Below are 18,624 nucleotides of genomic sequence, written 5' to 3' on the forward strand. Positions count from 1 at the left end.
ATATTTGAATGCGTTTGCTAAATATTTAACTATTTCAAATTATAAAACATTTCTATCTGTTATGCTACAAAAATAATCATAATGAACTGTACTACATCTGTACTTGTCAGACTTAAACTTAAAATTCGAACTATTAGGGAATATATTGACTCTTCTTTTTATTGATTGTTAAGATTAAGTATTATATTTTCTCACATACTAGTAAGAAAAGAATGTGTGATAATAATTCAGGTGTAGGAAGGGTACATAAGCATGTTTCAATTACAAAAATATAACACTTCTGTGAAGCAAGAGTTTTTAGCTGGCATCACAACTTTTTTTACATTTGCGTATATTCTTGTCATCAATCCAAAAATATTATCTGATGCAGGTGTACCATTTGACCAAGCGTTTACAGCAACAATTATTGCCACTGTTGTTGGAACAGTAGGTATGGCAATTTTCGCGAATTACCCGATTGTTATTGCTCCAGCTATGGGAATGAATGCATATTTTGCTTATTCTGTTGTACAGAAGGCAGAAGGGATTACATATGTAGTTGCCTTTTCAGCTGTATTTGTAACGGGGATTATTTTTCTTTTATTATCTTTTACTTCGTTTAGGCAAAAGTTAATTTTAGCAATTCCTGATAGTTTAAAGCATGCAATTGCAGGTGGAATTGGACTATTTATTGCTTTTATTGGATTGCGCCTTTCTGGAATTATCGTAGATCATCCGTCTAATTTAGTTACGATTGGTGATTTTCATTCTCCAGCTGTTATTTTAACTTTAATTGGTTTAATATTAGCGGCGGTATTAATGGCATTACGTGTGAGTGGTGCATTATTTATTAGTATGATTGTGACAGGAATTATCGCCTTCTTTACAGGGCAATTGAAGTTTGCTGATAAAATTGTGGCGATGCCTCATTTGCCAGAGGGTATTATCGTTTCAAACCTAACCAATGCATTTTCAGATGTAATTGAATACGGATTATATGGTGTTGTATTTTCATTTTTACTTGTACTTTTATTCGATACAACAGGTGCATTACTTGGTTTAATTAAACAAGCAGGTTTAATTACAGACAATACAGAGAAGCGTTTTGGTAAAGCGTTTATTGCAGATGCAATTGGAGGGACTACAGGTTCTATCTTTGGAACAAGCCCAACAGCAGCGACGATTGAATCGTCAGCAGGTATTGCTGCAGGTGGGAAAACTGGATTAACAGGGATTGTAGTTGTTGGTCTAACAATTATAACGGCATTTTTCAGTCCTGTTATTGCTTCTTTATCAAGTGTGGCCGCTATTACAGCTCCTTCATTAATTATAGTAGGTAGTTTAATGGCACAAAGCATTCGAGATATTAATTGGAATGAATTTGAAGATGCGTTACCAGCATTTTTGATTTTTATAGGTATTCCGTTAACATCTAGTATTGCAAATGGAATCGCAATTGGATTTTTAGTATATCCAGTTTTGAAAATTGTGAAGGGTAAAGGAAAGGAAGTACATCCATTACTATACTTATTTACAATTTTATTTGGATGTCATTTATTCTTATAATATAGATATAGGAGAGGGAGCTTCTTATGAGAGGCTCCTTTTTTGTGTATAATAAAGTGAGACTATAGGCAGTAGGGAGGATCCCCACTGTGTATTAGCCCGCACTAATTGGAATAAGGTGAAAACTTAATTGGTTTTGTAAAATATAAATTACTTAAAGGAATATATATGTTACAATAAAGGTGGAGGAGGAACATGAATGGCTGTAAGTAAAATAAAAGTCGCGCGTGTTCAGTTAGATTTAACACAGCAACAATTAGCAGAAAAAGTAGGCGTTACAAGGCAAACGATTAGTTTAATTGAGAAGGGGAAATACAATCCATCTTTAGATTTATGTTTGAAAATTTGTTATGCAGTAGATAAAACGTTGAATGAGTTGTTTTGGGAGGAAAAGGAGTGATAGGATGAAAATCGTGAAAGATGAACGTTTAATGATTGAAGGGTTAAAACATATTAGATTGGCTTTCATCTTACAAAATATCGTCATACTAGCTATCATCTTTTACCGCTATGTCTTGCAAGAGGCAGGATATGAAAGTGTTTCGGATTTATTAATGATATTTATTGGCGGGATCGTAGTTATTAACTTCTTAAATTTAAAACATTCTGTAGAGGTATATGAGCACACAGGCGGAGTGTCACGTAGCTATTTCATGAAATTATTATTAATTCCAGTAGGTATTATTATTGGGATATTAGCTGTTTGTATCATTGTAACACCAGATATCTCGATAAAAGAAATAAGTATAACAGCACTTATTATGTTTGCTTGTTTTTTAGTTCCTAGTTTATTTATCTACATATATATGAAAAAGATAAAAAGTGAAGATTGAAATATAAGAAAAGCTTTCCCGTATTGAGGAAAGCTTTTCTTATATCTTTTTATACAAAACTTTATGAAGGCCAATCGGTTCAATTTCAAAGATTTCACCATGCTCCTGAAAGCCTAATCGCTTGTAATAGTCAGTTACAGTAATACGGCCATTACACCATAGAATGTTTGCTTTCCGTTCTTTTAAAATTTGTTCTGCCTTCTGAATTAAGGAGCTTCCAGCTCTTTTGTTCCGAAAGTTAGGTAATGTTGCCATTCCTCGTAGTCTATAATGGATACCATTTTGCAAATCAGGATATATTTCTTTTGAGAAGGAAGCGATGCTAATTAACTCATCGTTTATAAAGGCACCTAAGTGGAATGTGTCTTTTTCGTAGTCAGAAGAGTATTTACAGTCTGCTAGGGACTGATTGGGACGCAACACCGCTTGGCGTAATAAGTGTGTCTCGGATGCATCAATATACTGCACAGTAATCATATTATCATCCTTTCTTATAAACCTTTTTCTATAAGTTGTATAAAGAAGTATGCAGGTGCAGCGAGAAGGCCGAGTATACTAGCGGTTCCTAGAAGGAGTGAAAGAAAAAGGCATGAGTATTTAACTCCATTTGATTTTTTCCAACCATAGCTGCAAATTTCAATGCTAACACCGATGAGAATAATGGCGACGAGTACTTCTGCTAATAATAAGAGAGCTAAAGTTACAATAGACATAATGTAATCCATCCTCATAATATGTGATAGTAACATTTTACCATATGAAAATTAAAAAATGCCCCTCAATTATGTGGGGGGCATTTTTTTTACTCTAATATGTTTTTTAGTGTATCGATATGCTCTTTCGAACCTGTTACAAGTAATGTATCACCGTGTTGTAGTCTTGTATCACCATGTGGTATTAATGCTTTATTACCGCGGTAGATTTGAATGACAAGTACATCACCTAAAAACGGGAGGCGGCGAAGCGCAATGCCGTTATATTTATTGCTGCGCAGTTCAACTTCGCGTACTGTTTCGTTTGCTGTTGTAATTAAGCGAACGAGACTAGGTTTATCAATAAGTGCACGTAATAAAATACGTGTAGAGTTAATTGTTGAGAATACAGCGATATGTTCTTGCGTTGCTTTTTCTTGTAGAAGTGGATCTTCTACACTTGCAATAACATGTTCAACACCTAGCTCTTTTGCATGTTCTGCCAATAATAAGTTTTGTTCATCATCGCTTGTTGCAACAACGACGCGATCTGCATCAAATGCTGTTTGTTCAGTTAATGATGCAATTGTGATGTCATCTAATTTCACGATAGGAAAGTCATGTGATTTCGCTTCTTCATCATTTATTTTGTTTTGACGCATCATATATAGCGTTACGTCATAATCTTCTCGTTTTAAATCTAGTGATAACGGAAGGGTAATTCTGCTCGCGCCAATAATAGCTACTTTTGGTTTTGGTGTTTCTACTTTTGGGAACATTTTTTTAAATAATATAGGTGCAAAAATACAAGTAATAACTGCGCTTAAAATAAGAGAGGCAGATAAACTTGGACTGATAATCCCCAGTTTTTCACCAATTTGTGCAGCCGCAATAACTAAAGAAAGTGTCGATGTTAATAAAATTGCACTTCCAAGTACGATATTACGTGGATACCATTTTCGTAAGACGAGTGATGGTAAGAGTTTTGAAATAAAGAGTCCTACAATTAAGATTGGGATCATTAGCATGCTAGAAGGTTCTTTGAAAATAGACCATACCTCTAGATTTACACCAACCATTACGAAGAAAATAGGGATGAAGAAACCATAGCCGATGGAATCAAGTTTTTCAACCATATCTTCATTTGGTGATAATAACGATACAAGTACGCCTGCTAAGAAGGCACCTAAAATATTTTCTGCTCCAACAGATTCCGATAAACCAACTAAGATTAAAATGAGTGCAAAAACAGCCCGTGTATCAATTTGTACACTACCAGCTTTTAAACTATCTAAGTATGGAATGTTTTTAAAGCGTTTTGCAATAAAGTAAATGACAATACCGGCACCGAATAGAAGAAGTAAGAGCCACATACTTTGGCCGCTTTCGGAATTTAATCCGACGAAAACAGCGAGTAAAATCATTGTAACTAAGTCTGCAATAACAGCAACTAATAAAATGATTTGTCCGATTGCAGTTTTTCCTAGGTTGTTCTCTTTTAATGTTGGTACAACAACACCTAAAGAAATAGTTGAAATAATTAAAGTCATGAACATTGCATTATCTACGAATCCTAGCCATACGAATAGTAATGATAGGGCATAAGATAAGATGAAAATAAATAAGAAGATAATGCTTGCTGCTTGAAATGTATTTGGCTCGTTTGTCGTATTTTTTTTCCCTTTTTGTTTAAAGATAGAAAAATCAATTTCTAAACCGCTTAAGAACATGAGGAAGATAAATCCTAATGTTGATAAAACTTGAAGCCATATATCTGGCTCAATAATATTAAACCCACTTTTACCTACAAAGATTCCTGCAATAATTTCTGCAACGACAACAGGAAGTGCTTTTAATTTAAAGCGTTGTAACAAAAGGGGAACGAAAAACGCGATTGCAACGATAACCATAAGTGATAGAACAGAAGTATGATGTTCCATTGCGTTCTCTCCCTTCAAATAAATATAGTACCTATTTAGCCATATAATAGGTAGAAAAGCAACGCATATGGATTCGATTTCATAAAGAAAGACTTTTCTTAACATTTGTCATAATAAGTATATTTTTCATGATTCTGTTGTTAATTCCGTAATGTGGATGTAATAGGGGAGGGGATAAAAAAAGACTGCTGAGGAATCTCAGCAGTCTTTTTCATGTACATTACATTGAGAAGAAGATCCATACAGTTAAACCAACTGTTGCAGTTGCAACGAAGAAACTGTATATCATTGTAAGAATTTGAACTCTTCCTTCTCCTTCTTTTAAATGCATGAACATAATTAATTGTAACAATGCTTGCGCAACAGCCATGATGATAATAGTTGTTAAGACTGTTGAAAGTGGCAATGTTGTGTAAAGTGCCACGTATAACGCTAGAAACGTTAATGCAAGCGATAAAATAAATCCGAAAACGTGTGACCAAGGGAATCCGCTATGCGCATGCCCATTTGCTTGATTGTTGTTTTGAGCCATTTACGCCACCATCCCGTTCAAGTAAACTAGTGTGTAAATGAAGACCCAAACAAGGTCAAGGAAATGCCAGTATAAGCTGATAATGAATACTTTACGAGCTGTAACTGGTGTTAGACCTCGTTTTAAAATTTGGATAATAACACAAATTGCCCAAATGATACCGCCTGTTACGTGGGCTCCATGCGTTCCAAGAAGAACGAAGAATGCAGATAGGAAAGCACTTGTTTGAATTGTTGCGCCTTCACCAATATACATAATGAACTCTTCAATCTCGAAGAATAGGAAACCTGCACCTAAAAGTAATGTAAGGACGAACCATCCAAGCATCGCTTTTTGGTTGTGCTTACGCATTTCGTGAATTACGATACCACATGTGAAACTACTTGTTAAAAGTAGTAATGTTTGAATTAAAAGCGTTTTAAGTTCAAACAGTTGCGCTGGAGTTGGGCCATCTGCCGTACGACCAGCAAGGACTAGATAAGAGGCGAAAAGTGTTGCGAACAGCATAATTTCAGCCCCAAGAAAAATCCAGAATCCTAGGATATTCAATCTGCTTTGTTCGGATTGATATTCCAAAGGTAAGCTTTTATCTAAAGCCGCCATGTCATTTCACCTCTCATGCTATATGTTCTGTTTCTTTAATTTCATCAACACTTACGTAGTAACCATCGTCATAATCGAATGAACGATAGATTAAGCAAGCTAAAATACCAATACCACCGATTGCTGCAAGCCAGAACCAGCTAAATACTAATGCGAAACCTGCAAGACCGAAGAATAAAGACGCAATAATAGGCACACCAGAGTTACTTGGCATGTGAATTGGTTTGATATCTTCTGCTGCTGGTGTAACTGTTTCTCCGCGTTTTTTCATGTACCAGAAAGCATCAGCTTCTTTAATTTCAGGAAGCTTTGCGAAGTTGTAATGTTGTACAGGAGATTGAGTTGCCCATTCAAGTGTACGACCATCCCATGGATCTCCAGTTGTGTCACGTTCACCGTGACGTGCACTCCAAATTACGTTGTAGCAAAGAAGTAGGAAGCCAATACCCATCATTACCGCACCAACAGATGCGATTTGGTTTAGCCATCCCCATCCAAGACTTTCAGAGTAAGTGTACATACGACGAGTCATACCGTCTAAACCTAAGAAGTACATTGGGAAGAAACAGATGTTAAATCCGCTCATAAAGATCCAGAATGTCCATTTACCTAGGCGTTCATTTAACATATGACCAGTCATTTTTGGATACCAGAATGTGAATCCAGCAAGCATAGCGAATACTGTACCTGCGATTAATACGTAGTGGAAGTGAGCAATTAGGAAGTAGCTGTTATGGTATTGATAATCAGCTGCTGCCATTCCAAGCATAACCCCTGTAACCCCACCGACTACGAAGTTTGGAATAAATGCCAATGACCAAAGCATTGGAACTGTAAAACGAATACGTCCTTTATACAGTGTAAACAACCAGTTAAAGATCTTAACCCCGGTTGGAATCGAAATCGCCATTGTCGAAATCGAGAAGAATGAGTTAACCGCTGGACCTGCACCCATCGTGAAGAAGTGGTGAAGCCATACGACGAAACTTAGTAAAGAAATTGCAACCATTGAGTATACCATCGCACTGTAACCGAATAGACGCTTACGTGAGAATGTACTAATGATTTCAGAGAAAATACCGAATGCCGGTAAAATAACGATATATACTTCAGGGTGACCCCATACCCAGAACAGGTTGGCCCATAACATCGGCATACCGCCGCTCGCCATCGTAAAGAAGTGAGCATCGAATAGACGGTCAAATGTCATTAATGCAAGAGCAACTGTTAATACTGGGAAAGCGAAAATAATGATAATTGTTGTAATTAAGATTGACCAAGTAAACATTGGCATTCTCATTAAAGTCATACCAGGTGTACGCATTTTTAAGATAGTAACAAGGAAGTTAATACCGGTCATTAGCGTACCGAGACCTGAAATCTGTAATGCAATTGCGTAGTAGTTATTTCCTACGCCTGAAGTAAACTCTGTACCTGCCATTGGGAAGTAAGAAGTCCACCCAGCGTCTGGAGAACCACCGATTACGAAAGCGATGTTGAATAACATTGCTCCGACAAAGAATAACCAGAAACTTAAAGCATTTAAGAACGGATATGCAACGTCACGAGCACCAATTTGTAATGGTACTACAAGGTTCATTAATCCCATAACGAATGGCATTGCCATGAAAAGAATCATTACTGTACCATGCGTTGTAAAGATTCCGTTATAGTGTTCAGCGTTTAAATAAGTTGTTTCTGGGAATGTTAACTGTGCACGGATCATTAAACCATCCATACCACCACGGAATAACATGATAACCGCAGAAATAATATACATGGCTCCGATTTTTTTATGGTCAACAGTTGTCAACCATTCGTCCCAAAGCCATTTCCATTTTTTATACTTTGTTAGTACGAAAATGATTGCTAATGTCACAAGAACGATAGAAGCGTCTGCACCGTAAATAATCGGGTCACCTGTGACAAAGAATTCATCAAGCTTCACTGTGTTCACTCCAATCTGTTGGAATAATAGCTATTATTTTTTGTTTTTGTAGTAGTTGTAATCACAATATTCAAGTGATTTTGGATCTACATAACTTAAGTGGTGACTAGAGAACGTCATGCGTCCAACTACACCAGGTTTAATAATTTCGTTGTACTTCTCTTCGGTTAACTTATCAGCCTTTTCTTGTACTTCTTTAACCCACTTGTCATATTTCTCTTTAGTTTTTGCTTCAACTTCGAACTCCATGTGTGTGAATCCTTCACCAGAGAAGTTCGCACTACGGCCTAGGTAAGAACCTGGCTTATCAGCTTGTAAATAAAGATCCATAATCATGCCATCCATTGTGTACTTCATACCACCAAGTTCTGGTACCCAGAAAGCATTCATTGGGCCGACAGAAGTCAGTTTGAATTGAATTGGTACACCAGCTGGGATATTTAAATAGTTAACGGTTTCAATTTTTTCCTCTGGGTAACTGAATAACCATTTCCAGTTTGCAGATGTAACATAAATTTCAACTGGTTTAATATGTTTGGACTCTTTCGGAACCTCTTCCGAAGCATAAGTTGCTTTTACTGTTGGAATCGATAATGCGATAACGATAATAACAGGAACAAGCGTCCAAATAATTTCTAGTAATGTGTTACCGTGTTGTTCAGGTGGCTCATAGTCCATATTCTCTGGTTTTTCACGATAACGAATCAAGATGACTGTAAACAGAATGAATACAATTGCGATAATTAATGACATAAGCAAGAATGACCAAACAATTAAATCATACTGTGCTTTTGCAACAGGTCCTTGCGGATTTAATACTGCGAGTTTTTTATCGCAGCCACCGAGGAACAGAAGTAATGATAACGGAAGAAGCGAAGCCAACTTCCAAAACGCTTTCTTTAGTTGCACGATTGAAAATCTCCTTTCTCCTTGGATTGAAACTATGCCAATAAAACAATATAAACCTATTAATTTATAGAAGGCAATAGTTTTTGATATATTGTTAAAAAATAGACACAAATGCACACTTTTTAAGGTGAATATCATTTGTAACTTGATTACATTGTAAACTATTTTCCAGAGAAAAACGTGATTGTGAAAATTTTAAGATAAATAAAGTTATACCAGGATATCCAAGAAATAGAAAAAAGCTATCTTATCATAAGAAAGATAGCTGAATATTTTGTATATTTAGTTTATTTTTTGTGTGATAGTTCGTGGCTGTTCAAGTGTGACAATTTTTTTATATTTAACTTGGTATAAAATGTAACAAATAATCATAAATGGAATGCCACAATAAAGAGCAATTCTTTGATCTGGAATGAAAGCCAAACTAACAAATGTAATGAAATTGAGTAAGAACGCCACGATTGGAACTAGCGGATAGAGCGGTGTACGATATTTTAAATCATTTATGTCGCCACCATTTTTCACGAAATTTCTACGGAAGAAAAACTGTGAAGCGGCAATTGACATCCAAACGACAACGGCAGCCATTGCTGCAATAGATGTTAAAACTAGAAAGACAGTATCTGCCGCAAATACACTTGTTAATAAGGAAAGGCTAGCAAAAATCAGACTGAAAATTAATGCATTTAGCGGTACACCTTTTTTAGTTAATTTCGTAAATGCTGGGCTTGCCATTCCTTGTTTTGCCATCGCCCACAGCATACGAGAATTTGCGTATAGACCAGAGTTAGCAACGGATAATACAGCTGTAATAATAACAAAGTTCATAATGTCTGCTGCATATGGGACCCCGGCTACATCAAAAACAAGTACAAACGGACTTTCGACTAGATTAGCCTCTTGCCATGGGAGTAAACCTACAACAACTGATATCGCTAAGACGAAGAAGAAGAGAGTTCGCCAAATTGTATTTTTGATCGCTTTTGGAATTGTTTTTTCAGGATTTTCACTTTCTCCTGAAGCGATTCCGATTAATTCTGTTCCTTGGAAGGAGTAATTTACTGTAATCATCGTAAGAAGAACAGCTAATGCACCGTTTGGAAATAGCCCGCCATTTTCAGTGAAATTATGAAGCATCGGAGCTGGCTTTCCATTAAAGTCTAGTAAACCGAACATAACAGCGCCACCAAGTACGATGAAAATAACGATTGTTGCAACTTTTACACTTGCGAACCAAAACTCTGCTTCTGCATATGCTTTTGCTGATAAAGCGTTTACGAGGAAGAGCGCTGCTGCAAATGTAACGCACCAAATCCATGAAGAAACGTCTGGAAACCAGCGTTTCATTAAAATACTTACAGTTGTTAACTCTACGCCAACTGTAACAGCCCAATTTAACCAATACATCCAACCGACAACAAATCCAAAACCAGGTGAAATGAATTTGCTTGCATAGCTTTGGAATGAACCTGCTTCTGGCATAGCAACAGATAATTCACCAAGACATAACATCGTTAAATACATAACAAATCCACCGACTAAAAATGCAAGAATAGCGCCACCAGGTCCGGCATTATGGACGATTTGACCAGATCCCATAAATAGCCCGGTTCCGATAACACCACCGAGTGCAATCATAAATAGGTGTCTACTTTTCATTGTTCGTTTTAAATTTGTTTGTTCAATTTGTTGATTCATATGCCCCTCACCCCGTATTTTCTTGAATGTGTGAACTTCATTTTATTCTGAGTTTTTAATCATTAGTGGGGGATGCAACACACACTCGGTTTATTTGCTATGAAATGAATGGAGTATGTAAAAAATGAACTATGACTAAATACTCTAAGAATGTTTGTTAACATGGTGATATCTTCACCATGTTAACAATTTTGATTTTAGCAAAATATTCTGGAAATGTATATTTATTTTTCTTTTTATTAAAAATAATTAGAATTTTTATAATTAATTCTATGAGCGATAATTCACATGATCTTTCTAGCAAACTAGTAAGAAGAAGGGTACAATGATAAGAGTTGTGTCTGTAAAATAATAATTAATGGAGTTTTGTTTATAATGAAAAAGTTAAAATATCTTTTTGTTTTTGGTATTATACTTGCTGCTGCATTTTTTATAGGGAAAGATAAAATCATGCAAAAGGCGCAAGTTTTACGCTTAGAGTTTCTATCTGAAATGAAAGAAGCAGCTATGATTGAAGATGTTCCGTTTATTAAACAATTACCAGAATTACCTCGAGGATGTGAAGTGACAAGTTTAGCTATGTTGCTGCAATATAAAGGTGTACAAGTAGATAAGATGCAACTTGCTAGCGAAATTTATCGTGTTCCATTTGAACAAAATGGTTTGCGTGGAAATCCTTACGAGGGGTTTGTAGGAAATATTTATACAAAGGCAAAGCCTGGATATGGTGTATACAATAAACCAATCTTTGATTTAGCAGAAAAATATGTTCCTGAAAAAGTAATTAATTTAACAGGTAGAGACATGCAAGATATATATAAAGTAATTAGTTCTGGCTCCCCGGTATGGGTCATTATTAATACGACGTTTAAGCCGCTAGCTGAAAGTAGTTTTGAAACATGGAATACGAGTTCAGGCGAAGTGAAAATTACATATTATGAGCATAGTGCAGTAGTAATTGGATATGATCAAAACTTTGTATATGTAAATGATCCTCTGAAAAATAATCCACGTTTGGCTGTTCCACGAGCAGAATTTGAGAAAGCTTGGGAGCAAATGGGAAAACAAGCGATTACTATTTTATAATAAAGAAAAAGTCATCTTTTGGATGGCTTTTTCTTTTTGGTTTATCATAATTTAAAATTCAGAATATTCTTTTAAAAGTTAACAATTCGCGTTATAATAACATTTAACTTGGTGAAGAAGGAGTGAAGGGGTATGGATGTTGCAAAGGAACTTGTTTTGTCAAAAAATCAGTTAGTTGAGTGGAGAAGGCATTTTCATAAGTATCCAGAGTTATCTTTTCAAGAAGAAAAAACATCGCAGTTTGTGTTCGATATACTTCGGAAATGCCCATATTTAGAAGTGTCACGGCCGACTAAATATAGTGTGATGGCAAAGTTAGTAGGTAAACAGCCGGGCAAAACAGTTGCGGTTCGAGCCGATATGGATGCTCTTCCTATTCATGAAGAAAATGAGTTTGATTTTATTTCTACATATAAAGGTGTGATGCATGCGTGTGGTCATGATGGACATATAGCGATATTACTTGGGGTTGTATATAAGTTAGTAGAAGCAAGAGAGAAGATTAAAGGGGAGATTCGTTTTCTATTCCAACATGCTGAAGAAAATTTTCCTGGTGGTGCAGAGGAGATGATTGCGGCAGGTGTAATGGAAGGTGTGGATTATATCATTGGTGCTCACCTTTGGGCGTCGTTAGAGGTTGGGAAAATAGGCGTTATTTATGGTCCTGCAATGGCTGCACCGGATGTTTTTAAAATTAGGATAGAGGGAAAAGGTGGACATGCTGGAATCCCTCATGAAACGGTGGATAGTATCGCAATCGGTACACAAGTCGTTTCGCAACTTCAGCAAATTGTATCTCGCCTCACGAATCCATTAGATTCTCTCGTAATATCCGTTACTCAATTTCATGCGGGGACAACTCATAATGTAATACCAGAGCAAGCGGAGATTGAAGGGACAGTGCGAAGTTTAAGACATGAGTTACGAGGTGAAACAGAGAAGAAGATTGAGCGGATTGTGAAGCATATTACGGAATCTTACGGAGCGAAATATACGTTTTCTTATGAATATGGATATCGACCAGTTGTAAATAATTATGAAGTTACAGAGCTTATTGAACAAACGGCATTACAACTTTATGGAAGAGATAGAGTTGTTCGTTTGCAGCCGACGATGGCTGGAGAAGATTTTTCGGCGTTTTTACAAAAGGTACCAGGGACATTCTTTTTTATCGGAGCGGGAAATAAAGAGAAAGGTATTATATATCCTCATCATCATCCTCGTTTTACAATTGATGAAGATGCATTACCGATTGGAGTGGAAGTCTTTGTATCAGCCATTATGAATTTTATAAGTAAAGGAGAATGAGATGAAGAAAATATACATCCTAGCGTTTATTCCAGTTCTTTGTTTAGTAGTTGGGCCAATATTTGCGAATTCAGTTACTCCTTACGTATTAGGGATGCCATTTTTATTATTTTGGGTATTATTATCAGTGTTTATTACATCTCTTTGTATGGGGCTTGTGTACGTGTTTGATCCCGCTAATAAGGAGGATGTAAAATGACTGCATTACTTATCATTATTTTATTTTTGTTTCTCGCACTATTTTTAGGGATTCGGGCACAACATGGAAAAGATATGAATTTAGAGCAATGGTCAGTTGGGGGAAGAGGATTTGGCACTATTTTTGTTTTTCTCCTGATGGCAGGTGAGATTTATACGACGTTTACATTTTTAGGGGGAAGCGGCTGGGCGTATAGTAAAGGAGCACCTACCTTTTATATTTTGGGATATGGTGCTTTAGCTTATCTTTTATCGTATTTTTTATTACCACCAATTTGGAAGTATGCGAAAGAGCATAACCTTGTTTCGCAGTCGGATTTTTTTGCGAAGAAATATAGAAGTAAAGCGCTTGGACTTATTGTTTCAGTTGTTGGTGTTGTTTCCATCATCCCATATCTTGTTTTACAGTTAAAGGGACTGGGGATTATCGTTTCAGAAGCTTCTTACGGAAGGGTGTCACCTGTTGTTGCAGTATGGATTGGTGCTATTGTTATAACTATATATGTAATGGTTTCAGGTATACACGGTTCGGCTTGGACGGCTGCTTTGAAGGATATTATGATACTGTTTATCGTTATGTTTTTAGGTATATATTTACCGTATCATTATTATGGAGGATTTCAGCCTATGTTTGAGGCTGTAGAAGCAGCAAAGCCGGGATTTTTATCTTTACCTGAAGAAGGAATGAGTATTTCTTGGTTTGTTTCTACTATTATATTAACGGCCCTAGGTTTTTATATGTGGCCTCATACATTTGCTTCTGCTTTTTCTGCAAAAAATGAAAAAGTATTTCGTAAAAATGCAGCAATTATGCCATTGTATTCTTTAGTGTTACTTTTCGTATTTTTTGCAGGGTTTGCTGCTATATTGCAAGTTCCTGGGTTAAAGGGAGCGGATGTGGATCTTTCGTTATTCCGTCTTGCTTTACAAACTTTTGATCCTTGGTTTATTGGAATTATTGGTAGTGCGGGAGTATTAACGGCGTTAGTTCCAGGCTCTATGCTTGTTATGGCGGCTTCTACACTGTTAGCGAAAAATATTTATCGAACGATGGTTCCATCTGCTTCAGATAGACAAGTTGCTAAAGCTGCAAAGTTATTTGTACCTGTAGTAACGCTCGTAGCAGTTTTATTTACATTTAAAGGAGGAGAAACAATAGGAGCCCTTCTATTAATGGGGTACAGTATTGTTACACAACTTTTCCCTGCACTTGTATGTAGCTTGTTTCCACGTCAGGTTATTACAAAGCAAGGAGCGATTGCAGGAATGGGAATGGGGTTATTAGTTGTTGCATATACCACTTTATCGGGCTCTAATATAGCTACGATGTTTCCGAGTTTTCCGCAGTCTATAAAAGATTTAAATGTAGGTATAGTCGCATTGTTAATTAATATGATTGTGATGTTTGTAGTTAGTGGATTTACAAAAAGTGTATCTATAAAGAAAAACAGCATAATAGTAGAAAAGTAATTCGTTTATTAGAGCTATCTTTGAAAAGAGATAGCTCTTTTTTGTATATATTTTCTTCTATTAGCGGAATCTAACTAAAAACTTGTTGAAAAGGAAGTTAGGTGGGGAAATTGTTAGAGCTTGAAGGTAACTTATTTGAAGTTATGAAAGAAATTAGGGATGAGTTAGGTTCACCTAATGATTTAACAATTAGAGAAGTTGCTCTTGCTGGGAGTTTTACACGTTGTGCGGTTGTGTTTTTATGTGGATTAACAGACAAGGATAATGTTTATAAATATGTCGTTCGTACGCTGCAATACGAAGAAATTCCAAGTGAGGAAGCCGTTGTTCAAACGTTATTGGATCGTTTTATTTCTATCGCAGAAGTGGGTGTAAAGACGAAGTTTCCAGACATTATGAATGCGATTTTAGCGGGAGATACGGTTATATTAATTGATAATATTCAAACGGCTATCGTGATTAATAGTAGAGCTTGGGAAAAAAGAAGTTTAGAACCACCAGTAACTGAAGATTTAATACGTGGACCGAGGATCGGATTAAATGAAGATATTAATGTGAATAAAATGTTAATCCGACGTAGTTTACGTGATCCAAAGTTGAGGTTCCAATCTTATATTATGGGGAAGCGATCGCAGAAAGAAGTAACCCTAGTATATATAGAAGATATTATTAATCCTCACATTGTAAAAGAGTTGGATCGCCGTCTTCAATCAATAGTGACAGATGTCGTTTTGGAAACAGGTACGATTGAACAATTAATTCAGGATAATAATTTATCCCCATTTCCACAGTTTTTGAATACAGAGAGGCCTGATAATATTATAGCCTCATTAGCGAAAGGAAAGGCAGCCATTTTGGTAGACGGATCCCCATTTGCTCTTATTGCGCCACTCGTATTTGTTGATATTTTTCAATCTGTAGAAGATCATTACGAGCGCTGGGTGATTGGAACGTTATTACGATTTTTACGTATGGGTTCAGGTATAATTGCGGTTTTGTTACCAGCTATGTATGTAGCACTTGTATCTTACCATCAAGGACTTATTCCTTCTAAACTGGCTTATTCAATTGCAGGTGCTAGGGAAGGTGTTCCGTTTCCAGCGTATATTGAAACGTTAATGATGGCCTTGACTATGGAATTAATACGAGAAGCTGGAATCCGATTGCCGAAACCGATGGGACAAACGATAGGGATTGTAGGAGGTCTTGTAATTGGAGAAGCTGCGGTAAATGCAGGGATTGTAAATCCATTTTTAGTTATTATTATTGCAGTTACTGCGATTGCTACATTTTCGCTTCCTGTATATAGCATTACAATTACGTTCCGAATTTTACTTTTCGTCTTTGTATTAGCTGCAACGGCTTTTGGTTTGTATGGGATTATTCTAGCTCTGATCGCACTTGCTATTCATATTACAAATTTAACAAGCGTTGGTATACCGTATACAACTCCAATTGCTCCTGCATTTTATAAAGATTGGAAAGAAGAATTTATTCGCATGCCAAAATCGATGTTGAAAGATAGACCAGAGTACTTACAAACAAAAGATTCTACAATACGTCCAAAGGAGCGAAAATAATTGAAACCATTTGAGTATGGCGATGAAGAGATTGGATCTCGGGAAATTGGGTTTGCGGTATCATCGACCATTATTGGTATAGGAGCATTGTCTATGCCAAGAGATATCGCTAACCAAACTTTATTTTCGGACGGTTGGATTATTTTGCTTTTGGGTGGATTGATCTGTACAGTTTTAGGTTGGTTTGTGACGAGGGTGGCGATCTTATTTCCGAAACAAAATTTTGTTCAATATACGAGTGCGCATTTGACGAAGCCTGTTGCATACACAATTAGTAGTATTTTAGTATTAACGTTTGCTGCTTTGACAGCATATGAATCGCGAATGATTTCAATTATTTCTCAAACGTATTTATTTAGTGATACACCGATACAACTACTGTCTTTCTTCTTCTTGCTAGTTGTTATTTATGGAATAGCAGGATCAAGAGCAGCCTTATTAAGGTTAAATGTTTTATTCTTACCTATTGTTTTAATTGCGATAGTACTTCTTTCTTTATTGAATATAAATTTAATGGAAATAAATAATTTACTACCAGCTTTTCAAACGAAAGTAAGTCAATATGCTGTTGGAGTTAAAAATTCTATTTTTACGTTTATTGGATTTGAAGTAGCTTTATTTTATGCGGTGTTGCTGAATGATAAGTCAGCGAAAAAAGCGCCAATGGCAGTCGCGAAAGCGGTGATGGTAAACGTGTTGTCATACATTTTAATTTATGTAACTTGTATTAGTGTTTTTACGTATATGACCACACGTGGATTGACATATCCAACAATTGAATTAGGGAAAGAAATTGAAATTGGCGGAGGGTTTTTAGAAAGGTTCGATGCGATTTTTTTTACGACTTGGATTATTACTATTTATAACACTACAGCAATGTATTATGACGTCGCATCTTTATTGTTTTGTGCTATGTTTCCGAAAGTGAAGAAACATATTTTTATTTTCGTAAGTGCCCCTATTATTTTTATGGCGAATATGATACCTAGTAGTTTGAATGCTTTATCAAGTTATGGGACTTATTTAGCTTGGATAGATATGGGGTTTGTTGTGTTAGCGCCTTTGCTCGTTTTAATTGTATATAAAATAAAAAGAAGGAATGGTGGAAATGAAACACCTTCTTAAAATTATAATGGTTATGACTTTAACTGGATTTATGAGTGGGTGTTCTGAGTTAGAAGAGATAGAAGAAAGAGGATTTGTAGTAGGAGCGGCTTATGATATCGTGAAGGAGAAGAAAGCGAATCCAATTATGAAAGGGACGTATCAAATGGTACTTCCTAGTAAGTTAGCGCAGCAAGGTGGACAAGGTGATGGAGATGGCGAAAATTATATTAATGTTAGTGCGAAAGCAGATAGTGTGTTTGAACAAATAAGAATAATCGCTAAAAAAATTAGTCGTACATTATTTTTCCCTCATATACAAGTGATTATTTTCTCTGAAGAATTACTTTCACATCCATACATTTTACAAAATACGTTAGATGTATATATTCGCGATCATGAAATGAGAAGAAATATTCGTTTGTTTGTTTCAAAGAAAAATGCAGAATCTATTTTAAAACAGAGTGCAAAACCTGAAAATTTACCGGCGCAGTATATTGATATGTTAGCTGAACACCCTCCGAAAAATGCCCAAATGATTGAGGCTGCAAGAATTGGTGAGGTACAGGAAAAGATGATCTCTAACCGGAGTTTTGTATTACCTATTCTTGAACTAACAAAACAAGGGGTGCAAATGGACGGTGCAGCATTGTTTCGTGGAAAGGATAATAAGTGTGTAGGCAACTTGAGTGGGGAAGAAACATTAGGGATGAATTATATAATAGGTAAAAAAATTGGAGGTTTTTTTACCATTCGTAAAAAGGATCAACTTATTACATATGAAATTCATAAGTTGCGTCGAAAAATTAAAGTATCTACAACGAATGCTACAAAACCAAAGTTTAATATTCATTTATCTCTGGAAGGTACAATAGCTGAGTTGCATTTTAGTGATCATAAAAAGGTTTTGAATGAAAAGCGTTTAGAGAAGGATATATCGGAAGAAATGGAGAAGCGTATTCAAAAATCAATTAAACTTGTTCAAAAAAAATATAAGGTAGATGTATTAGAGTTAGGGGAAGTGTATAAGCGACATAATTATAAAGAGTGGAAAAAGGTAAGTAAGAATTGGGATCAAGGCGAAAATTACTTTAGTAAAGCTGAAATTACTGTTCATGTTCACCCGACGATTGAGCATTCAGGCTCGGCTTTACCTAAAAGAGTGAAATAAGGTGATG

The 18,624-nt window shown here is 36.0% G+C and carries 18 protein-coding genes; 10 read left to right on the plus strand and 8 right to left on the minus strand.

Going from position 1 to position 18,624, the window contains the following annotated elements; translation table 11 throughout:
- The first annotated feature begins 252 nt into the window (after positions 1-252).
- The 3 genes from NZ044_RS03760 to NZ044_RS03770 all read left to right on the plus strand — a co-directional run bounded on the left by NZ044_RS03760 (position 253) and on the right by NZ044_RS03770 (position 2,378).
- Positions 253-1,545, plus strand: coding sequence for an NCS2 family permease (locus NZ044_RS03760; protein ID WP_098505635.1), 1,293 nt, complete (start codon positions 253-255; stop codon positions 1,543-1,545).
- A gap of 199 nt (positions 1,546-1,744) precedes the next feature.
- Positions 1,745-1,945 carry a helix-turn-helix transcriptional regulator gene (locus tag NZ044_RS03765; protein ID WP_000301184.1) on the plus strand — a complete coding sequence of 67 codons (201 nt, stop codon included), beginning with the start codon at positions 1,745-1,747 and terminating at the stop codon, positions 1,943-1,945.
- A gap of 4 nt (positions 1,946-1,949) precedes the next feature.
- Positions 1,950-2,378, plus strand: a complete 429-nt coding sequence (locus tag NZ044_RS03770) for a hypothetical protein (RefSeq protein WP_000706625.1) — start codon at positions 1,950-1,952, stop codon at positions 2,376-2,378.
- 39 nt (positions 2,379-2,417) lie between these two features.
- Here NZ044_RS03770 and NZ044_RS03775 read toward each other — a convergent pair whose 3' ends face one another.
- The 8 genes from NZ044_RS03775 to NZ044_RS03810 form a co-directional block, all read right to left on the minus strand.
- On the minus strand, positions 2,418-2,855 hold the full coding sequence (locus NZ044_RS03775; protein WP_095691398.1) for a GNAT family N-acetyltransferase: 438 nt from the start codon (positions 2,853-2,855) through the stop codon (positions 2,418-2,420).
- 14 nt (positions 2,856-2,869) lie between these two features.
- Positions 2,870-3,127 (minus strand): DUF4022 family protein, encoded by a 258-nt coding sequence (locus NZ044_RS03780; protein WP_003260542.1) that lies wholly within the window; start codon positions 3,125-3,127, stop codon positions 2,870-2,872.
- Positions 3,128-3,180: 53 nt separating this feature from the next.
- Entirely contained in the window at positions 3,181-5,010 is a 1,830-nt protein-coding gene (locus NZ044_RS03785; protein ID WP_000399955.1) for a monovalent cation:proton antiporter family protein, read from the minus strand.
- A 220-nt stretch (positions 5,011-5,230) separates the two neighbouring features.
- Positions 5,231-5,542 carry a cytochrome aa3 quinol oxidase subunit IV gene (gene qoxD, locus NZ044_RS03790; RefSeq protein WP_000068425.1) on the minus strand — a complete coding sequence of 104 codons (312 nt, stop codon included), beginning with the start codon at positions 5,540-5,542 and terminating at the stop codon, positions 5,231-5,233.
- Positions 5,543-6,145 carry a cytochrome aa3 quinol oxidase subunit III gene (gene qoxC, locus NZ044_RS03795; RefSeq protein WP_000729316.1) on the minus strand — a complete coding sequence of 201 codons (603 nt, stop codon included), beginning with the start codon at positions 6,143-6,145 and terminating at the stop codon, positions 5,543-5,545.
- A 13-nt stretch (positions 6,146-6,158) separates the two neighbouring features.
- Positions 6,159-8,093 (minus strand): cytochrome aa3 quinol oxidase subunit I, encoded by a 1,935-nt coding sequence (qoxB, locus tag NZ044_RS03800; protein WP_000762373.1) that lies wholly within the window; start codon positions 8,091-8,093, stop codon positions 6,159-6,161.
- A 33-nt stretch (positions 8,094-8,126) separates the two neighbouring features.
- Positions 8,127-9,002 carry a cytochrome aa3 quinol oxidase subunit II gene (locus tag NZ044_RS03805; RefSeq protein ID WP_001176164.1) on the minus strand — a complete coding sequence of 292 codons (876 nt, stop codon included), beginning with the start codon at positions 9,000-9,002 and terminating at the stop codon, positions 8,127-8,129.
- Between the two features lie 282 nt (positions 9,003-9,284).
- Entirely contained in the window at positions 9,285-10,700 is a 1,416-nt protein-coding gene (locus NZ044_RS03810) for an amino acid permease (protein ID WP_001075767.1), read from the minus strand.
- Positions 10,701-11,075: 375 nt separating this feature from the next.
- Here NZ044_RS03810 and NZ044_RS03815 point away from each other — a divergent pair, with 375 nt between their 5' ends.
- The 7 genes from NZ044_RS03815 to gerLC all read left to right on the plus strand — a co-directional run bounded on the left by NZ044_RS03815 (position 11,076) and on the right by gerLC (position 18,617).
- The gene (locus NZ044_RS03815) at positions 11,076-11,786 is read left to right on the plus strand and encodes a C39 family peptidase (protein ID WP_000734492.1); all 711 of its coding nucleotides are present in this window, start codon (positions 11,076-11,078) and stop codon (positions 11,784-11,786) included.
- 132 nt (positions 11,787-11,918) lie between these two features.
- Complete coding sequence (locus NZ044_RS03820; protein WP_000382123.1) at positions 11,919-13,094, plus strand: amidohydrolase; 1,176 nt, start codon at positions 11,919-11,921, stop codon at positions 13,092-13,094.
- Position 13,095: 1 nt separating this feature from the next.
- Positions 13,096-13,293 (plus strand): DUF3311 domain-containing protein, encoded by a 198-nt coding sequence (locus tag NZ044_RS03825; RefSeq protein WP_098505634.1) that lies wholly within the window; start codon positions 13,096-13,098, stop codon positions 13,291-13,293.
- Complete coding sequence (locus tag NZ044_RS03830) at positions 13,290-14,762, plus strand: sodium:solute symporter family protein (protein WP_118961709.1); 1,473 nt, start codon at positions 13,290-13,292, stop codon at positions 14,760-14,762. Before NZ044_RS03825 ends, NZ044_RS03830 begins: the two co-directional genes overlap by 4 nt.
- A 101-nt stretch (positions 14,763-14,863) precedes the next feature.
- Positions 14,864-16,342, plus strand: a complete 1,479-nt coding sequence (gerLA, locus tag NZ044_RS03835; protein ID WP_003309092.1) for a spore germination protein GerLA — start codon at positions 14,864-14,866, stop codon at positions 16,340-16,342.
- A complete protein-coding gene (gene gerLB, locus NZ044_RS03840) occupies positions 16,343-17,467 on the plus strand; it encodes a spore germination protein GerLB (RefSeq protein ID WP_000802019.1) in 1,125 nt (374 codons plus the stop codon).
- On the plus strand, positions 17,451-18,617 hold the full coding sequence (gerLC, locus tag NZ044_RS03845) for a spore germination protein GerLC (protein ID WP_000681639.1): 1,167 nt from the start codon (positions 17,451-17,453) through the stop codon (positions 18,615-18,617). Before gerLB ends, gerLC begins: the two co-directional genes overlap by 17 nt.
- The last annotated feature ends 7 nt before the right edge of the window (positions 18,618-18,624 follow it).

It is taken from the genome of Bacillus sp. FSL K6-1338 (assembly GCF_038006965.1).
GTDB lineage: Bacteria > Bacillota > Bacilli > Bacillales > Bacillaceae_G > Bacillus_A > Bacillus_A thuringiensis_S.